General features: G+C 42.5%; 20 protein-coding genes. 8 read left to right on the forward strand and 12 right to left on the reverse strand.

Annotated features, from left to right (window positions below; all coding sequences use genetic code 11):
• Positions 1-54: 54 nt before the first annotated feature.
• A complete protein-coding gene (locus ABMY45_RS09115) occupies positions 55-285 on the reverse strand; it encodes a TIGR02647 family protein (protein ID WP_010373121.1) in 231 nt (76 codons plus the stop codon).
• 60 nt (positions 286-345) lie between these two features.
• Here ABMY45_RS09115 and ABMY45_RS09120 point away from each other — a divergent pair, with 60 nt between their 5' ends.
• Both ABMY45_RS09120 and ABMY45_RS09125 read left to right on the forward strand, forming a co-directional pair.
• Positions 346-627: a DUF1496 domain-containing protein gene (locus ABMY45_RS09120; protein WP_010605335.1), complete on the forward strand. Its 282-nt coding sequence runs from the start codon at positions 346-348 to the stop codon at positions 625-627.
• 32 nt (positions 628-659) lie between these two features.
• Complete coding sequence (locus ABMY45_RS09125; protein WP_017216709.1) at positions 660-902, forward strand: VF530 family protein; 243 nt, start codon at positions 660-662, stop codon at positions 900-902.
• Between the two features lie 16 nt (positions 903-918).
• Here the strand turns inward: ABMY45_RS09125 and ABMY45_RS09130 are convergent, their stop codons facing one another.
• From ABMY45_RS09130 to ABMY45_RS09140, 3 genes are all read right to left on the reverse strand, one after another.
• A complete protein-coding gene (locus tag ABMY45_RS09130) occupies positions 919-1,629 on the reverse strand; it encodes a transporter substrate-binding domain-containing protein (RefSeq protein ID WP_239421115.1) in 711 nt (236 codons plus the stop codon).
• 174 nt (positions 1,630-1,803) lie between these two features.
• Positions 1,804-2,916 (reverse strand): arginase family protein, encoded by a 1,113-nt coding sequence (locus ABMY45_RS09135; protein ID WP_349288783.1) that lies wholly within the window; start codon positions 2,914-2,916, stop codon positions 1,804-1,806.
• A 296-nt stretch (positions 2,917-3,212) separates the two neighbouring features.
• Positions 3,213-3,992: a DUF2189 domain-containing protein gene (locus tag ABMY45_RS09140; protein ID WP_010605331.1), complete on the reverse strand. Its 780-nt coding sequence runs from the start codon at positions 3,990-3,992 to the stop codon at positions 3,213-3,215.
• Positions 3,993-4,370: 378 nt separating this feature from the next.
• Between ABMY45_RS09140 and udp the strand changes: the two genes are divergently transcribed.
• A complete protein-coding gene (gene udp, locus ABMY45_RS09145) occupies positions 4,371-5,129 on the forward strand; it encodes a uridine phosphorylase (RefSeq protein WP_010605330.1) in 759 nt (252 codons plus the stop codon).
• Between the two features lie 26 nt (positions 5,130-5,155).
• On the opposite strand, the gene cdd is transcribed toward udp, so the two are convergent.
• From cdd to ppc, 3 genes are all read right to left on the reverse strand, one after another.
• Complete coding sequence (gene cdd, locus ABMY45_RS09150) at positions 5,156-6,022, reverse strand: cytidine deaminase (protein ID WP_010605329.1); 867 nt, start codon at positions 6,020-6,022, stop codon at positions 5,156-5,158.
• Positions 6,023-6,065: 43 nt separating this feature from the next.
• Positions 6,066-6,383 carry a hypothetical protein gene (locus ABMY45_RS09155; RefSeq protein ID WP_223192100.1) on the reverse strand — a complete coding sequence of 106 codons (318 nt, stop codon included), beginning with the start codon at positions 6,381-6,383 and terminating at the stop codon, positions 6,066-6,068.
• A 266-nt stretch (positions 6,384-6,649) separates the two neighbouring features.
• The gene (gene ppc, locus ABMY45_RS09160) at positions 6,650-9,283 is read right to left on the reverse strand and encodes a phosphoenolpyruvate carboxylase (RefSeq protein ID WP_206471938.1); all 2,634 of its coding nucleotides are present in this window, start codon (positions 9,281-9,283) and stop codon (positions 6,650-6,652) included.
• A gap of 125 nt (positions 9,284-9,408) precedes the next feature.
• Between ppc and ABMY45_RS09165 the strand changes: the two genes are divergently transcribed.
• Genes ABMY45_RS09165 through ABMY45_RS09175 form a run of 3 tightly spaced genes read left to right on the forward strand, consistent with a single transcriptional unit; the run spans position 9,409 to position 11,165 of the window.
• Positions 9,409-9,798, forward strand: a complete 390-nt coding sequence (locus ABMY45_RS09165; RefSeq protein WP_010605326.1) for a DUF393 domain-containing protein — start codon at positions 9,409-9,411, stop codon at positions 9,796-9,798.
• Positions 9,791-10,516, forward strand: coding sequence for an SDR family NAD(P)-dependent oxidoreductase (locus ABMY45_RS09170; protein ID WP_206471936.1), 726 nt, complete (start codon positions 9,791-9,793; stop codon positions 10,514-10,516). Before ABMY45_RS09165 ends, ABMY45_RS09170 begins: the two co-directional genes overlap by 8 nt.
• Before the next feature lie 7 nt (positions 10,517-10,523).
• Positions 10,524-11,165 carry a flavin reductase gene (locus ABMY45_RS09175; protein WP_206471935.1) on the forward strand — a complete coding sequence of 214 codons (642 nt, stop codon included), beginning with the start codon at positions 10,524-10,526 and terminating at the stop codon, positions 11,163-11,165.
• Between the two features lie 6 nt (positions 11,166-11,171).
• On the opposite strand, the gene ABMY45_RS09180 is transcribed toward ABMY45_RS09175, so the two are convergent.
• Entirely contained in the window at positions 11,172-11,957 is a 786-nt protein-coding gene (locus tag ABMY45_RS09180) for a DUF6279 family lipoprotein (protein ID WP_349288784.1), read from the reverse strand.
• Between the two features lie 140 nt (positions 11,958-12,097).
• On the opposite strand from ABMY45_RS09180, the gene ABMY45_RS09185 reads away from it, so the two are divergent.
• Entirely contained in the window at positions 12,098-12,823 is a 726-nt protein-coding gene (locus tag ABMY45_RS09185) for a tetratricopeptide repeat protein (protein WP_010605322.1), read from the forward strand.
• A 184-nt stretch (positions 12,824-13,007) separates the two neighbouring features.
• The gene (locus tag ABMY45_RS09190; protein WP_227387886.1) at positions 13,008-13,175 is read left to right on the forward strand and encodes a DUF2986 domain-containing protein; all 168 of its coding nucleotides are present in this window, start codon (positions 13,008-13,010) and stop codon (positions 13,173-13,175) included.
• A 178-nt stretch (positions 13,176-13,353) separates the two neighbouring features.
• Here ABMY45_RS09190 and ABMY45_RS09195 read toward each other — a convergent pair whose 3' ends face one another.
• The 4 genes from ABMY45_RS09195 to ABMY45_RS09210 all read right to left on the reverse strand — a co-directional run bounded on the left by ABMY45_RS09195 (position 13,354) and on the right by ABMY45_RS09210 (position 18,055).
• Positions 13,354-13,728 (reverse strand): hypothetical protein, encoded by a 375-nt coding sequence (locus tag ABMY45_RS09195; protein ID WP_349288785.1) that lies wholly within the window; start codon positions 13,726-13,728, stop codon positions 13,354-13,356.
• A 204-nt stretch (positions 13,729-13,932) separates the two neighbouring features.
• Positions 13,933-15,336: a coniferyl aldehyde dehydrogenase gene (locus tag ABMY45_RS09200; protein WP_174169283.1), complete on the reverse strand. Its 1,404-nt coding sequence runs from the start codon at positions 15,334-15,336 to the stop codon at positions 13,933-13,935.
• A gap of 307 nt (positions 15,337-15,643) precedes the next feature.
• Complete coding sequence (locus ABMY45_RS09205) at positions 15,644-17,092, reverse strand: SLC13 family permease (RefSeq protein ID WP_206471932.1); 1,449 nt, start codon at positions 17,090-17,092, stop codon at positions 15,644-15,646.
• Between the two features lie 12 nt (positions 17,093-17,104).
• Positions 17,105-18,055, reverse strand: coding sequence for a porin (locus ABMY45_RS09210; RefSeq protein ID WP_349288786.1), 951 nt, complete (start codon positions 18,053-18,055; stop codon positions 17,105-17,107).
• Positions 18,056-18,187 lie beyond the last annotated feature (132 nt).

Here is an 18,187-nt window from a genome sequence, read left to right on the forward strand (position 1 = left end):
ACTAAAAAGAGTGACATGCTAAGCATATCACTCTTTCAATCAAATGAACGTTTGTTATTTCAACGCGCTATAGACATGATCAAAATGGCCAATAAGGTCGTGACCAAGATCAGTCAAATAACCCCCATCGGGGCTGTCAATGACCCCTTTTTCAAATAGCCGCATCGCGGCACCTTGTATACCTTCAGGCGCGCTGCTATGAATTTTTATCCCCTGATGCAAACTATGTCTTGGAAATCTAGCTAGTAAGGTCAACTCATCCAACAATTTTTGGTCTAATGCCATTGTCATTTTTCCTTATTCTTCTATAGTCATTTAACACTCTAGTTCAAAAAACCAAATTTGATGAAGTTTTTAATTTGTTTAATCACTGTTAATTTGATCTCACTGCCTGTTTTGGCTACAACGCCCGCTGATTTGAGGTTATATGGAGAAATACCAAAGCAAGTCTGTTGGTATGAAGGAAAGTCATATAGCGAAGGCGCACTATTGCTACAGTTTGACATGCTGTTTGTCTGTGCAACGAAAAAGTACAACGAAGACAATGGCAAACTTGTGTGGGTAAAGGCTGACGCGTCTGGGGCACCAATTAGACCTGAAATTTCGGATAAAATTAGGGTAAACTAGGCGTAATATCTAAAGTTATATAGAAGTAGAAGATGACAACCCAAGCAAATAACCCCCTTCACGGTATCAAGTTAGAAGAAATTATTGTAAAACTTGAACAGCAACTAGGCTGGAAAGAAATGGCAGCCGCCGTAGATATCAACTGCTTCAAAGATAATCCAAGCGTTAAATCTAGTCTCAAGTTTTTGCGTCGCACACCTTGGGCAAGAACCAAAGTGGAGCAACTGTATCTAGATACCTTCCACGGCTTTCAGTGGCCAGATATAAAAAAATAACCCGTTTTCTCTAAGTTTATTTGGCTACATAAAGCACGTTGTAAGTCTCCTGAAGCTTATCAAGAATATGCTTGGGAACATTTTTATTACAGGCTAGATAAAGAGACGTATTAAACTGATCTAACGTATATACCGGCTCAAGTAATTGAGCCGTTTGCTCTTTTGCACTTCGAAACCTAAACTGGGCATCGCTTAATATCACCAAATCAACAAAGTCTTTGCGCGTCTTGAGTAGCTCAAAAACCTTATCAAAAGAATTAATCAGGATAAGCTGTTTCCCTTCTTGAAAACCATGCTCCATTAAAAATTGGTGGCTAAAATTATCTCGGATCACCGCAGTTCGATAAGCTTGAGCATCTTCTAATTTATTCAGCTTGATTTTGCTTTCACGTAGTGCATAAAAAGAGGTGGTAAACGTATCAATTGGAAATACCCAATTAAACTCATTTTCGCGAATGGTATTTCTGGCTGTTGAAAACACACAGGTATCTTCTTTTCTTAATGCGGCATTATAGGCTGCAGGCCATGAAAGTACGTTGATGGTGTAATCAACGCCAGAGTCATCAAGCACTGCCCTAACTTTATCCGCTGAACGCCCAATTAGCTCCCCTTTTTCATTAAGGTATTGGAAGTCAGGAAAGTTCTCAGTGACAATATTTAGCGTATAGGCAAGCGCACTGAAACTCGTCAGTAAAATACAAAGACCAAAAGAGTATGCACCCTTCATGAAACTCTCCCCATAGCTACTTGAATAATATAGTCTTAACTTAAAGGTTGAGCAATTTTTAAAGAGATAGAATAGCTGCTTGTGAATGCGGGTTATGAGTAACTTATTGAAGTGAATGAGTGATAGACAAAGATGCCTTCGCCTATCACAGTGCTGTTTAGTTATTTAGTTGCTTTAGCTATTGTTGATAGCATCAATTAAAAACGCACTCAGCTTAGCGCCTTCTTTAAGCGTGGTTTCTGAGCTCGTTTGTCCAACAAGAGAGCTGTCGGTAAATGGGGCTATTTCCATCATGTCTGCACCTGTGATTTTAAACTCACCACGCAGAGCTTGTAGAATTAACATCGCTTCGTCTGGAGTCATACCGCCTGCCTCTGGAGTCCCCGTTGCAGAAGCAAACTCTTCATCAAGTGCGTCAATATCGAAGCTGACATAAAGCTCTTCAACATCATCAGCCTTTAACTGCGCAATAACCTCATCAACTATCGCTTGTGCACCACGCTCTCTGATCTCATGAGCCCAATGCTGCTTAACGCCGAATGTAGATTCCCAATGAGACTTAGGTTTGCCACTCGAGCGGATCCCAAATTGTACTAAGTGATGGGGTGCAGGTAAAAACTCTAGGATATGCGTACACCAAGAGCCAAAGCATAAATCGATACCTAAGCGCTCAACAAGTAAATCCGTGTGAGCATCAAAATGGATAATCGCTGTTTTTACACCACGAGCACGCTTTGCTTTAAGATACGCTTTTGTTAACGGGTAGCTGATTGAGTGGTCGCCACCAATGCCAAACACACCTTTATCTGGGTAATTTTCGTAAAAGCCATCACACACATCTTCTGTAATAGATAATGGTGAGACGTAATAATCACTCTCAGGGTCAGCATAAAGTGCCTTTTGACAATTACTGATCGTGCTCTCGTTTAAATATTTGTCATGTAGTAAATGTGGAATAACACGCACATCGCCAAGGTCAAACGCGCTCGTTTGCGGCTGTTGCTCTATTAATGTCGAACGCAAAAATAGTGGACCCCAGTTGGCGCCGCGTAAAATACCACCGCCACAATCTGAACTGATCCCAAGAATTGCCGCTTTATGTTCACTTTCGCCCAATTTTTCCAGTGAGGCTTTCCATAACGTATCGACACCCTCTGTTTGTCCATATAGCTTTTGTCTTAGCGCGTCTTTTCTTTCTTTCGCTGTGTTTACTGTAAACACACCATCTCCCGGTGGGCATAAACAGTGCTCAAGTTTTTTATGGAATTGTTTTTTGCTCTCAGACATCGCTATCCCCTCTTATATGCATAATCATGCGACCCAGAAAAATCTCCACTATTGCGCTTTATATATTGCGAAACACTCAAAATACGATTGGCTTAAAATGAGTAAAAACGACAAATTAAAAATAAAAATCCTTATAAATCAAAAGACTTGCTTGATCTCTAACTTCGTTTTCGAAAGACATTGACTGTTCATTAGGTCGTTGTTGCAGCACATATAACAGGTTCAAATAAGAAGTCAACCGCAGTACCAACAATGCTCATTGATGCTACGGTTGTTTATTCATAGAGGGTGTTTAGTTATTCGTAGTGGCGTGGCACTTTTGTTTTAATTACAGCGATATAGCCATGCCAACTTGCGTACGCTAGCAGCGGCATAATAACGATAAACCCAGCCGTTCCTGTTGCAAAACCAAGCATCACCAAGAACACTAAGATCCCACACCATACCACCATAGCGCCGACATTTTCTTTCACAGCATGCATTGAGCTTATTACCGCAGTCATAATATCCACTCGGCGCTCCATCATTATTTGTGGCGTAAACGCTGAGATTGCAAATACACACACCAATAAAATGCCTCCCACTATCGAGCCGAGTGCTAAAAATGCCGAAAGCTGTTCAAACGTAGGATTCGGAACATTTGGATATAATGCATGGATAAGCGCAGCTAAGCGCATCCAAACAATCATAATGACCATCAGTAACACCGCAAACCCCCACTCGCCAGCGGGATTACGAAACATTGATTTAAGACTATGCGTTAACGTTGGTTTATGGCCCTTTTCCAACTCCCACGCAACATCATACAAGCCAGCTGCGAAAGCAGGTCCAATAAGCGCAAAGGCGACAGCGGCAGGCAGAATTACCAAGTGGGTACCCGATTGGTACACTAACCACATGATAAAAGCAGGTATTAGGGTAAAAATAAGTCCATACACTAGGCTAAGTAATGGTGCATTCGCAATATCTTTAAATGCTAATGCAAGCCAGTGAAACGGTGCCAAGGTTGGAACTTTGTTGCATTCAAAGCAACGCGCAAATTCGTTATCTTTATTTATAGAATGTGTAGCAGGCATAACCATTCCTCATTGTTGCTCTCATGTTAAGGTTTAGTGGAACATCGACAATCCCGCAAGCTATCCTGAGCTATAATACCAACTGCGTTAATTCTCTAACCAATTTAACGGGTAAAATATCATACAAGCTTCGTTCAAAATTTCTTATTTAGAACAACTAAATAGCAAAATTTTTGCCTTGCCTATATGGATTTAGTTGCCAAAGCGGTAGCAGGACGCGAGAGCGGTGCTACTAATATTATTTCCCGCTTCAAAATAGCTCATTTACTTAATACGATTGGTATAATTTAAACACGCCACACTTAAATAGGACATCTGTCCTGTACTTGATAGGCGTTAACTATAAACATTACGCTTTAATTATAACTAAGGTTTACTATGGAAAAGGTATTTCACTTAGGTCTTACGAAAGCCGACCTACAAGGCGCTTCACTAGCAATTGTTCCGGGTGATCCCGAGCGCTCAAAACGCATTTCTGAATATCTCGACTCTCCAGTCTGCTTAGCACAAACTCGCGAATTTCATATTTACCTTGGCTTTTTAAATGAAAGTCCTGTGGTAATTTGCTCAACTGGTATAGGCGGCCCATCTACGTCAATCGCCGTTGAAGAATTAGCACAGCTTGGTATCACTACCTTTTTACGCATAGGTACGACTGGTGCCATTCAACCACATATCGATGAAGGTGATATTTTGGTGAGCACGGCATCAGTGCGTTTAGATGGTGCTAGCCAGCATTTTGCGCCTATCGAGTTTCCTGCTGTGTCTGATTTTCATACCACTTCAGCAATGGTACAAGCCTGTGAATCGTTGGGCATTACTCACCATGTTGGGATCACTGCGTCTAGCGATACTTTCTACCCAGGGCAAGAACGTTACGACACATACTCAGGCTACGTCAGAAAAGCGTATCAAGGTTCGTGTGCAGAATGGCAAAAGCTTAATGTGATGAACTATGAGATGGAATCTGCGACGTTATTTACCATGTGTGCAGCACTTGGATTGAAGGCAGCTTGTCTTGCAGGCGTATTGGTAAACAGAACACGCCAAGAAATTCCTAATGTCGACCATCAAGCTGTTGAAAAGAAAGCTGTCACTGCAGTTTTAAAAGCAGCTGAACTGTTACTTTCGAAGTAGTAGCAGTAAACGTAGAGATTGAGTGGTTACTCAATCTCTATATGTGTAAGCAAATGCTCGGCATTGTATGCCTTTAAAACCGCTAAGCTTACTTGCAACTGATTAGCACTGCCCTGTTTTTCTAGCAAAGTGATCTCTACGACATTTACCTCAGATAATACTTTACCCGACATAGCTAATTGACTTAGTGCACTTTGTAATGGCGATAAGCTTGGGTTATAAGCCGCATTTTCAGCATAACGCCCATAAAAGCACTCACCAGTGTCTAGTTTAATTTCCACCGCACTTTGGTTGTGTGTGTAGGGGCAATAAGCGCGCAGATAATGCCGATAAAGCGCCGCACTGATTGATGCAGGCGATGTTTCATTCGCAGCAAGATGTTGCGCTTGAGAAAAGAGCTTTTCACTGTTGCCCAGATCGTCCGGACCAAACGAAGTCGGCAGCAAGTCACACAACGAGGTTTTGCCTGTCGGCAATAAAATTTCAAGCTCCTTTGCCGTGCTTAGCTCATTCATAAATTGACGACAAAATCCGCAAGGCGCGGCATTAATCGTCATTTTAGAGATTTCCGTTGCACCATTTAACCACGCATTGTTAATTGCCGCTTGCTCGGCATGAACAACCAAAGAAAGCGCCTGATGCGAGAATTCTAAATTCGCGCCTAAAAACGCTTGTTGCGATTTATCATCCCAAGCAATGGCACCAACATAAAATTGTGAAATAGGAGGCGTAGCAAACTCAGCTGCAACTTCAAGTAATGCAGCCTCAAGCTCAGATCGAGATAAGTGAAAGCGGTTTTGATATTGTACTAATTGGGAATAACTAAATATTCCACGATGGGCGATGGCGTATTGCGTTAACGCACTTTTTATTGATGGTTCTATCTTTGCCATATTGTTGTCATGTTTATCTATGGCAGGATAGTTTACGCAAGAGTTACAGCCGACTCAACCATTCTCTTGCAGATTTAAAACACTCAAAGTTTTCAGCGCTGATATTAAAACGCTTAATTTTCTGTAGAAAAAGATCATGCATATAACCTTCAAAACCAACGACGCGTGCAATATGTAAATTGCCAATATTGTGCGCAACTTTTGGCATTATGTTCACAATATCAATTGCGGCGAAGCGGTGTTCAAGTTCACTCACATCTACTAATACTTTGCTACTATTATGCTTTTTTGCGTATAGATTGGCTTTCTCGTATGCCGAGACCACATCGTTTGCATTCGCAATGCCTCTGATCTTCATCATAATCAGATCATTACACTCATCAAATGTGACGCTAGTAGATATTTTGTGCATGTATCGTAGACCCATCAACCGACAATTCTTGAATAAAACAAATAAAACGACTGGTAAAACCAGCCGCGCATTTTAAATCAATGAGAATTACTGTCAATAAATATACTAATAAAAAACCAATCAAAATAAAAAAACCAATCCATTGGGATTGGTTTTGTAGCTATTATGCTTATAAATGTAAAATTTTACAAAAATAGATTATTCAAATTGTTGCACTAACCCGTGTTGCGCATCCCCGCCGCAATCCCTGTCATCGTGATCATGAGTGCCAGTTCCAAATCGTGATTGGTTTCTTCACGCACACGCTTTAACAGTTCTATTTGTAACAAGTTTAGAGGATCAGTATACGGATTTCTCAGCCCGATCGATTCTTTGATCCAAGGTTGCTGTGACAACAGCGACGACTCTGGCGCAAGGCCGCGAATAAGCTCGATGGCCTGTTGTAAGTTGTCTCTTAACTCATCCCCTAGGCCTATATACTCGTCACTAACTAAACTTGCATCATACATCTCGCTGAGCCAAAGGTCGGCTTTACAGAATACCATTTCGAGCATTTCTAAACGGGTTCTAAAAAATGGCCACTTTGCGCTCATTTCTTGCAGCATGTCTTTACCAAACGTTTCTACGGCAGCTTCAAGACCTTCTTTCGCCCCTAGCCAAGCAGGCAACATCAAGCGGTTTTGACTCCATGCGAAAATCCATGGAATAGCCCTCAAACTCTCTACTCCGCCGTTTGGATTTCGTTTAGAAGGCCTCGAGCCTAGCGGTAATTTAGACAGCTCTTGTTCTGGCGTTGCCATTCTAAAGTAAGGCACAAACTCAGGGTTCTCTCGAACAATACTGCGATACTTTTTGCAGGAAGCTTCACTAATCGTCTCCATAACCTCTACCCATTTAGGTTCGGGTCGAGGGGGCGGCAACAAATTACTTTGTAAAATCGCACTGGTATAAATAGATAGACTTTGCATCGCGACTTTAGGTAAACCAAATTTAAAGCGGATCATTTCGCCTTGCTCGGTCACTCGCAAGCCACTTTTTAGCGAACCAGGAGGCTGAGATCTCAGCGCTTGTGCAGCAGGCGCCCCCCCTCGACCAATCGTACCTCCACGGCCATGGAAAAGGACCAGCTCAACGCCCTTCGCATCAGCAAGGTTAACCAGCTTTTCCATTGCATCATACTGCGCCCATCCTGCCGCCATCATCCCTGCGTCTTTTGCAGAGTCGGAATAGCCGATCATGACATATTGCTTGGCACCAATCGTGCCTTTATACCAAGTGTTCTCAAATAACCCGCTGATCACTGATTGCGCATTGTTTAAATCATCCAGTGTTTCAAATAGCGGGGCTACCGGTAAGTTGAATTTACACCCGCTTTCTTGGAGTAATAAATGCACGGCAAGAATATCAGAGGCACTTTGCGCCATCGAGATAATGTAAATGCCGAGTGCGTTTTGGTCTTGATCCGCAATCGTTGCAAATGTCTCTAGCACCTCTTGGACATTGGAAGAAGGTTGCCAATGACGTGGCAGTAACGGTCGTCTCGAGCTTAGCTCGGTTAATAAGAAAGCTTGCTTGTCTGCTTCTTGCCACTGAGCATAATCACCAAGACCCAAATAGCGTGTTAATTCAGAAAACACTTCGGTATGTCTGGCGGAATCTTGGCGAATATCTAACTTACATAAAGACACGCCAAAACAGTCAATTCGTCTTAATACATCTAACAACAAACCGTCGGCAATATTAGCCATGCGACAATCAACCAGCGAGCGATAACACGCCTCTAGTGGCTCTCTTATCTGTGATACCTGTTTAATCTTGTCCTGATAATGAGAGGGCGTGCCTTTGATTTTATATTCCAATGCTGCAATGGTTTCTTCTACCTCAGCGCGTACTTGCTTTAGTACATAACGATAAGGTTCATTACTGCCGTCCGCTCGCGCTATAAAGCTTTCGGATGCATTACTCATAGAGAGTTCTGCGCCCAAAATTTCTAGATCTCGACGATATAAATCAAGCGCCATCCAGCGGCCGTGATCAAGCACAGATTGCGTCACATGAGAAGTAACAAACGGGTTGCCGTCTCTATCGCCCCCCATCCAAGAAGTGAGTTGAATAGGACTAAAATTGGCGGGTAGTTGTAAATTTAATCGCGTTTTCACTTGGGCGTTGAAATACCGAACAAACTTAGGCACGGCTTCCCAAAGACTATTTTCAATAACCGCGAATCCCCACTTTGCTTCATCCAGCGGCGTAGGTCGCTTTTCTCTAATATCGCTTGTGTGCCACGCTTGTGAGATCAACTGCTCAATGCGGTCAATGACCTCATCGTAGACAGGGTCCTCACCTGAGGTCACCTCAAGCACTTTTAAACATTCGCTCAGCTCAACGTGTTTATTGATGATGGTTCTGCGTGTTACTTCCGTCGGGTGAGCGGTTAGCACCAAATCGATTTTTAGTTTGCTTATTACATCTGCAACTTCGTTTAGTGTCAGCGCACCAGCATCAACTTTACTTTGCAATTCATCAAGCGCCTTATCGACTTCGATCATCACGCCGTCTGGAGAGCCTGATTTTGAAATGGTGTGGAATTGTTCTGCGACATTCGCCAGGTTTAAGAAATGATTAAATGAGCGAGCAACGGGAAGTAGCGCTTCATCGCTTAGGCTACGTAAGGTGTCAATCAGCGCTTGCCTATCTGAATCATTACCGCTTCTAGAGGATTTTGCTAGGTGTCTAATTTCTTCAACTTTGTCTAATGTTTCTTGACCCTGCGCTTGTTGAATAATTTGCCCTAACATCTGCCCCAAAAGGCTCACATTACTACGTAGGCTTGCGTATTGCTCAGTCATACAATCTCCTTGATGAAAAGATACTCGAACTCCACTATACCGAGAATAAATTGATTTGCGAACGATCTATTTTCAAGACGTTAACGTAATAACATGACAAAGATAAGTATTATTCGAGTGAGCGAATGATTGTATTTTACGATGGTAACTGTCCGCTATGTGTGAGAGAAATGAATGAACTTAAGCATTTCGATCAACACAATAAAATTGATTTTGTGAATATTCATGATGATCGCTTCTCGAGCGAGTTTCCTGAGATAGAGCATGAAGCGGCTATGGCTAAACTCCACGGTTATGATAACCAAGGTAAGCTTATTTTAGGACTAGATGTTACCGCAGCGGCTTGGAGTCAAGTTGGTAAACATCGCTGGATCAAATTATTAAGATTACCCATCATCCGAACAATTGCAGACGGCGTTTACCTGTTTTTTGCAAGGCACAGAATGAAAATTTCTAAACTTCTGGTCCCAAATCAATGCAGTATACAAAATAGTGGAGATTGCAATCGTGACTAACTTCGCCATCATAGTGATTGGTGCAAGTTCAGCGATCGCTGATGCCTTTATACAAGCGCAATCCGAACAAAATCCCGACGTAAAAATGATCACGGTGTCTAGGCAAGCTAAAACGGCTTCACATGCCAATAACCTGCATTTTCAGTGTGATTATTCTAAAACACAAATTCGTCAAGTTGCGAGCCGTATTCTCGAGTTGGACTTAATGGTAAAAAGTGTCACCATTTTTAATGGCTTACTCCATGACGAGTTTGATACATTCCCAGAGAAAAAGCTCGAGGACATTGATCTTGAATACAGCATGGCGCTGTTTAATATCAATACCATGATCCCCATGCTTTGGTTACAAGCTTTATTGCCAGTCTTAAAAGGTAAGCAGTCATGCGTAGTTACAGCACTCTCTGCCCGTATTGGAAGCATCAGTGACAACCAGATGGGCGGCTGGTACAGCTACCGCAGCTCAAAGGCTGCGCTTAATATGATGTTTAAAACCGCAGCAGTCGAGCTTGCGCGTCGAGCAAAAAACATTAAGCTCATTTTGTTCCATCCAGGTACTACCGACACGCCACTTTCAAAACCTTTTCAAGCCAATGTCCCGGACGAAAAACTCTTTACGCCGGAATTTGTAGCACATCAACTTAGTGGCATCATCGCAAACAGTCATCCTGATGGTACGGTGAGCTATGTTGACTGGCAAAATAAATTAATTGGATGGTGAACACAGCATGAAATACTTCTCAAGTAACGATATTAAAACCTTAGACGAGCGTTATCGCGCATTGATGATAAATTCACTATCAGGCTTCAAAAGCGCTAACTTAATTGGAACGGTTGATGAGACAGGTCAAGAAAACTTGTCTATCGTCAGCTCCGTTTTCCACCTCGGTGCCAGCCCGGCGCTCGTGGGTGTGATTTTTAGGCCTCATAGTGTACCTAGGCACACATTGGAAAATATCTTAGCGACTGAAAAATACACCATCAATCAAGTTAATGTTCAAATTTATACGGCAGCCCATCAAACCTCAGCCAGATATGAAAAGAATCAATCTGAATTTGAGGAAACGGGTTTAACCTCCGAGTATTTAAATGCTTTTCCTGCTCCATTCGTCAAGGAAAGCAGATTAAAATACGGGCTTAGCCTCAAAGAGCACCAAATCATCAAGCTCAACGATACTGAGCTGGTAATAGGCGAAATTGAGTCGCTTCACATTGAAGAAAACGCTCTACTCGAAGACGGCTATATCGATATAGAGGCGCTCGACTGTGTCGCGATTTCCAGTTTAGACGGCTATCACAGTACCAAGCGTATTAATCGCTTGGAGTATGCTAAACCAAACAAGCCAACCAGAATTAAATTACTTGGCTAGGTATCTCTACAATGATTCCAAGAGCTCAAGTAATTCTTCGAGCTCTTCCTTAAAGTGCTTCTTTTGTTTGCCGCTCATCGTGCCTTTAAGTTTAACAGCGAGATTTGCATACTCTTTTATTCGCCTTGCTTGAATATCTAGGATGCGCTCAGGCAGCGCTGTGGGTGTAGTAACTATCGCTTGCTGCAACAGCTCAGGTGAAACCTGCTCGACTCCGCTCAGTATCATGGCTTGTTTAAACTGGCTAAATCGTCTTTGTTCATGTGCACGCCAAACCTGACGCGCAAACTCGCCTTGCTCGTAATATTCGTTAATAAGCTCCTTTTGTTTATCACTCAAATCACCAAGCCAACGCTCGTAGCGGTTAAATTGGTCTCCTTCCTCCCAGTCATCGTCCAACATTTCTTTTTCTATGTTGGCTATCAGCATTTCTCGCTGTTCACGGTTAAGCGAATTTAGGTGTGTTTCTAACTTGGGATATACGGCTTCAACGACGGAATACCAATAGTTCCTTGTGGTATACACCATATGCACCATGTCACTCTCTGTCATGGTTTGCCAGTGCTTCAACAGTGATTGGATATGATATTTGTATTTTGGTAGCTCTGACTGTCGATGCCACGCAACCAAAGATTCTACATCAGCCTCCAGCTTTTCCTCTTGCTCATCCGTCAGCTCAACATAATCGGAAATATAATAACTCGCTAACCATCCTAAGTTGTTATAGGCCAATCTTTGACTACATCCAGCCAAACACAGTAAACATAGCGCCAGTGCTATTAATTTCTTCATCCCATAGCCTCAATTTTTGTTTTTATTACCTTATATTAACGCAGTATCTGCCATTTTAGATTTGTATTTTGTAAATCTGTGTTTCTGGCATTAGAATAACTAACAACATAGTTAGCATAGCTACCTTAAGGAGGTCTATGATGTTAGGCAGGATTTCAAAAGCATGTATCGCCATTGCACTTTTAAGCCAAGCACCTTTGGCAACAGCTGGATTGGAAGAAGGCATAGATGCACTCAATGCTGGCAGGTTCGAAGAAGCACTACAAGAATTCAATTATTTAGCTGAAATGAACTACGCCCCAGGCATTTATCAACTCGGTGTAATGTATGAAGGCGGCTATGGTGTCGTTAAAAATCAACGCAAAGCTGCAGAGTTATTTCAACAGGCCGTAAAACTTGGTGAAGCCGACGCAATGTTTGCGCTAGCAGTCATGTATGACGAAGGTCGCGGCGTTAAAAAGGACCGCTCAAAATACGTTGAGCTAATGACCAGAGCGGCAAACAAAAACATGCCAGCCGCGCAATTTAACGTAGCGCTAATGTATGCAAACGGTGACGGTGTACCACAAAGTTACCGCCACGCACTTAACTGGTATGAAAAAGCCGCCGCAAACAACTACACCTTAGCCATGTTTAATTTAGCACTCATGTATTTTCAGGGCTTAGGAGTCGAGAAAAATATTGAACGCTCGTACGTATGGAACACGTTAGCCGAATTTAATGGTTATGCTGAAGCCACAAAGAGCCGAGTACTCGACGAAAAACAGCTTTCCCCTTCACAAATCGAGCAAGCGAAAGAGCTCGCAAATAGTATTTACGAGCGAATTCAAGCCGGTAAATACGTGGCAGAAACACGTACAAAGTAAGTAAAGTGGTAAATAATAAAGGTCTCATGTGAGGCCCTTATTATTTTCCTTACTAAGAGATTGAGCTAGTACCATCACACCTAGGTAAAAGTCATGCTCATTGTTAACTGCGGCAATCTTTTTACATTGTTGAACCCGCTAACACTAAGGTAAACTAGCACTTCATTCATAATGAGCTGTGAAAATGAATCGCAAAAAGAAAATTTACGAAACCTTAAAGAAAAAAGACAAACGTGCTAATGCTAAACTCCACAAAAGCAACAAACCTCGTTATATTTCAAAAGCTGAGCGTGAGAAAATCGCAGCCCAGCAAGACAGTGACGAGTTAAATAGCGAAAACAATGAACATTAATTGCCTGAGTTTTGTGCCAGCTCGTCATTAACTGTTTTAATTTCAAGCTCTTTTTAACTATGATTCTGCATTGTTGCCTACCTCAATCAATCCTCCAACGTTAGATGAGGATCTCTGCTCTCAAATTAAAATTGATTTGCTGGTTTGAACAGTGAAAATTCACACGTGTTAGGTGTTACTATTTCCATGACTCTGAGTCTTTGCAAACAAGGTGGATAATCGATGCAGGGCTTGACACCCAGAATGCCTGAAATCCTTCAGGTAACGGCTCGAATTCATCACAGCGTACGACGCCAGCAGCTTTGAGGTGCTCTGACGCTGCTGCAATATCATTGGTAACAATCTCGAGCCATGTTTCGGCTTGGCTGATACCAGGTACGCTGTCGAGCCAGAGACTATTGGAGCCAAACTCAAAACCAACCGATGGAGCATGCTCTGTTATTTCTTTGAGGCCAATGACATCGCGGTAGAACTGAAGTGTTGCCTCGTACTGATGAGGCGGCAGCTTCATGGCGATATTACGACCAGCTGTGAACTTAACCTTAGTATTCATGTGAACTCCTTCCTGACTGAAACTGTCATCCTGTATCGTGTTAGCCTGAATATTGGGCTGAGCCAGCACTCTCTCTAGCATCAGCTTTTTTATCTGTTGATATAGTAAAGTCCCATAAAAATAACCAGTGATATTTCAGGCTAAGTCTTATTTCAAGTACATTGGATCTCAATATGTAATGGCGCTTCGCTCAACACATTAACGCTACTTTCTCCTCAAAAATAGCCACTCTAAAGGCTTTGTAAGCAGCTTCGAATGGCTAAGCAACATCTTGTTGCGCCATTTAGTATTATTGGATTGGAGAATGGGCTTTTTGTGGCTAAAGGTATAAAAGCCTTCTTCGCCATGATATTGACCCATACCAGAGTGACCTAGGCCACCAAAGGGTAAAGACTCAACAACCACGTGCACTATGGTTTCGTTGATCGCTAGAGTCCCCGTTGCGAGCTCCTTTGACACTTTATTCATAGCAACCTGAGATTGCGTAAACAAATAACTCGCAAGCGGTGTGGTGTCTTCTCTAATGTAGTTAATCGCATCATTTAAGTCGGATATTTTTAGTATCGGCAAAATCGTTCCAAATAACTCCTCTTGCATCACCCTCATGCTTTTGTTGACATGGGTAATGATATGCAGAGGGAGCTGACGGTTGTCGCATGCCGGCTCAGCTTGCCATACATTTGCGCCTTTACTTTTGGCATCAATAATAATGTCATTTAAGCGCTGAAATTGTCTGTCGTTAATAATTGAAGTTTGGTTTTTTACACCTACTTTTGTTTTATATGTTTTTTCGTAGTGCTGTTCCAGCTCAGCAATAAATGCGTCGTATTTTTCTTCGTGCACTAACACATAATCTGGTGCAACACAGATTTGACCTGAATTAGAGAGCTTACCCATTAACACGCTCATCGCAGCGGCGCTGATATCAGCGTCATCAAGCACAATAACAGGTGATTTCCCCCCTAACTCTAGGGTGACCGGCGTGAGATTTTTAGCCGCCGCCGCCATCACCTTTTTGCCAACTGCTGTTGAACCTGTAAATAGCAAGTGATCAAATGGCTGCTCAGTAAAAGTCGTGGCAATATCAGGTCCACCTTCAATGACGCACACTTCATTATCCAATCCTTTAAAAATGGCTCTTATCACCGCATTCACATTGGGAGTGAACTCGCTCAACTTGAGCATGACTTTGTTTCCAGCGGCGAGGGCGGTAATCACGGGGACAATCGCCAACTGAATTGGATAATTCCACGGGGCTATCACGCCCAAGACTCCTTTTGGCACAATCTCAATTTTCGCCTTAGATGGTAGCCACTGCGCACCGGGTGAACGATGCTGCACTTTGCTCCATTTGCGCAGGTGCTTAGCGATATAATCAATCGAATTAATGCAAGGCATGATGTCTGCAATCACAGTATCGAATCGACTCCGAGTACCAAAGTCCTGATCCGCCGCCTCGACTAATTGATCTTGCCGTTGCAATATACGTGCTTTTATTTCCGCTAGTAAACGTAAGCGCTTTTCAAGCGCTGGGTAAGGATCTTGGTTAAAGCGGCTTTTTAACTGAGTAAATGTGGCTATTAGAGTGCTGGTATTATCTTCAATCATTATCAGGTCCTGCTAATGTCTAATTCGAATATAGCAAGGAAAAAACAACGGGTCTATCTTCAAAAAGCTAGGTATTATACCAATTGTATTAAGTAAATGAACTATTTTGAAGCGGAAAAATAGCTTTAGTAGCTAGGCAAAAATTTTGCTATTTAGTTGTTCTAAATGAGAAATTTTTAACGACGCTAATATGGTATTTTGCCCTTCAAATAGGTTGGAGAGTTAACACAATTGGTATTACTATAGAGGCAGGCTGCGTATGACCGAGTTGCCTTTCGATGGACACAGCCTGTGGAGAATGGCAACTTTAAAACCCTAGTATGCTCCTTGCCAAAGTCAAGGTAACGATTGTAATTAACCCAATTGCGACTAAGTTCAAAACAAACCCTGCTCGGATCATGTCTTTAATTTTAATCTCACCCGAGCCAAATACGATGGCATTTGGTGGTGTTGCGACAGGCATCATAAAGGCGCAACTGGCCGCGATTGCTGCAGGGATAACCCAAGCTAAAGGAGAGCCCGTGATTGATTCAGCGACAGGTCCAAGTAAAGGTAAAAAGCCTGCAGCCGTTGCGGTATTGCTGGTAATTTCCGTTAAGAACGTAATAAGCGCTGCAACAACTAGCACGCCAAGCACTAAGCCCATGGCATCCGCGCCCACAAGTAAGTTAGCGATGTAATCGGCAAGTCCTGAAGATTTGATCTGTGCCGCGAGCGATAAACCACCGCCAAATAATAGCAAAATCCCCCAAGGCACCTTAGCTGCGCTTTCCCAATCTAAAATACGTTCGTCACTTCCCGACTTAGCAGGAAGAACAAATAGTAACAGTGCAGCGGCAATTGCAATGCCAGTATCTGACAATTTAAGACCCGTAACATCACCAATTAGCGGTCTAAAGATCCAACATACTGCCGCTAAAATAAATACCGCAAAAACCCCTTTCTCCGCACGAGACATTTCACCGAGTGCTTTTAATTGGGAAGTAAATAACGACTTAGTATCAACATTGATTTCTTCTTTATCAACCTTGTAAGTCACTTTGGTCAACCAGAACCAAGCAAATGCCAGCATCACCAAAGACAAAGGCACACCAATCATCATCCAAGTGGCAAAACCAATCTCTATTTGATAACTGTCGGATAAATATGCAGCCATTAACGCATTTGGTGGCGTACCAATTAAAGTTGCAATACCTCCAATACTGGCACCATAAGCGATAGAAAGTAATAGCGCTTTAGCAAAGCTTTGGCTATCTCCACCCTGCTCTTTTACCAAGTGAATAACCGAAAGTGCAATCGGTAACATCATTACTGCCGTTGCCGTGTTTGACATCCACATAGATAAAAATGCTGTCACGCCCATCATCGCTAAGATCTGTATACTCGGTTTAGTGCCTGCGAACAACATGGTATTCAGCGCGATGCGTTTATGCAGCCCCCACCTTTCCATGGCGATTGAGAGCAAAAATCCACCCAGAAATAGATAAATCAAAGGATGCGCAAACGGTGCAGCGACTGCTTTAATAGATGCAATCCCGACTAAAGGCGAAATAACCAAAGGTAATAACGAAGCCGCTGGAATAGGCACAGCTTCGGTTATCCACCAAGAGGCTAGCCAAAACGCTAAGCCTGCGGTTCTCCATGCCTCAACCGACATGCCAGATGGTGGTTCAACCAAACAGATCAGTAACATTACCAAGGGACCAAGCCACAGAAACAGCTGCGTTTTTATCGTTTTTTTATTCTCTTCTGTCATTATCTTGAACCTTTAAAACTTATATTTTAAACCAACAGCGATGCTAGTATCGTCTTGTGTTTCAAGGTCGAGCTGCGTTGCCATTACATACAAGTTAGTTTGTTTATCAAAAATATAGTCTGTACCTAGCGTCCACTGAGTCGCATCTTCACTGTGGCGTAATCCGCTTGAGTCTTTGGCAAACTGTAGCTTCGGACGCCAATTATCGTCGAGTTGATAACTTGCGCTTAGCACATAGCCATTACCTGATTTGTCTTTCGCTAGATTTTCACTGTCTTGGATGATGGCACCAAGTTGTAGCTTTTGCCACTTGTAAGCCAACGCGATACGCGTGGAAACCAAATTACCAATACTGTCGGTATGACTCAGAGCAACATAGTAATCTTTATTTTTTAATGCTCGGTCACCATAAATTGCGGTAGCTGCAAACCCAGTTTCGTCGTTGCTCGCGTCGTCTTTCGGTGTGTAGGTCAGAGAAAAAGAAAAGTCGTTCCATTTAGGTGAAGAATAGGTAATTGAATCACCAACTCTGTCTTGGCCTGCTAGCACTTGGGCAATATCACTTTGGGTTTCGTTAAATTGATCGATTTTCCCTTCACTGAATTTAAAACGCGTGTCGTTTCTGCCCACTAAAACCGTACCAAATTTACCTTCAAGGCCAACATAGGTGTTTCTTGCTGAAAATGGCTCGGTGGTATCGTCGTGTTCAAAACCTTTAACTTGTACTTCATATTTGTAGACGAGTTTTAGATCGCTTGATAAGCCGTGAGTGCCTTTTACACCAATTCTTGAAAATGGTGCGTCAATTTGTGTGCCCTCTTTGGTATAACGCATCACACCTTCGTCTGTGTTAGCAATTTGAACTTCTGCTTTACCATAAATGCTGTAGTCTGCGGCTAACGCAGAGGCTGATAGCATTGCACTGGCAACTGCCAACGCCACTAAAGATTTACTTGCTGTCATAACTTGTCTCATTTTTTGATTATTGTCGCTTAAGACAACGCAATTCTGAGACCAGAGTTTATTTTTTAATATAAATCATATGGATAAATATAAATCTAAGATTAACACCAGCTAAAATGTGCGGATTTCCAC

The sequence above is a fragment of the Pseudoalteromonas sp. XMcav11-Q genome, assembly GCF_040104525.1.
In the GTDB taxonomy this organism is placed as follows: domain Bacteria; phylum Pseudomonadota; class Gammaproteobacteria; order Enterobacterales; family Alteromonadaceae; genus Pseudoalteromonas.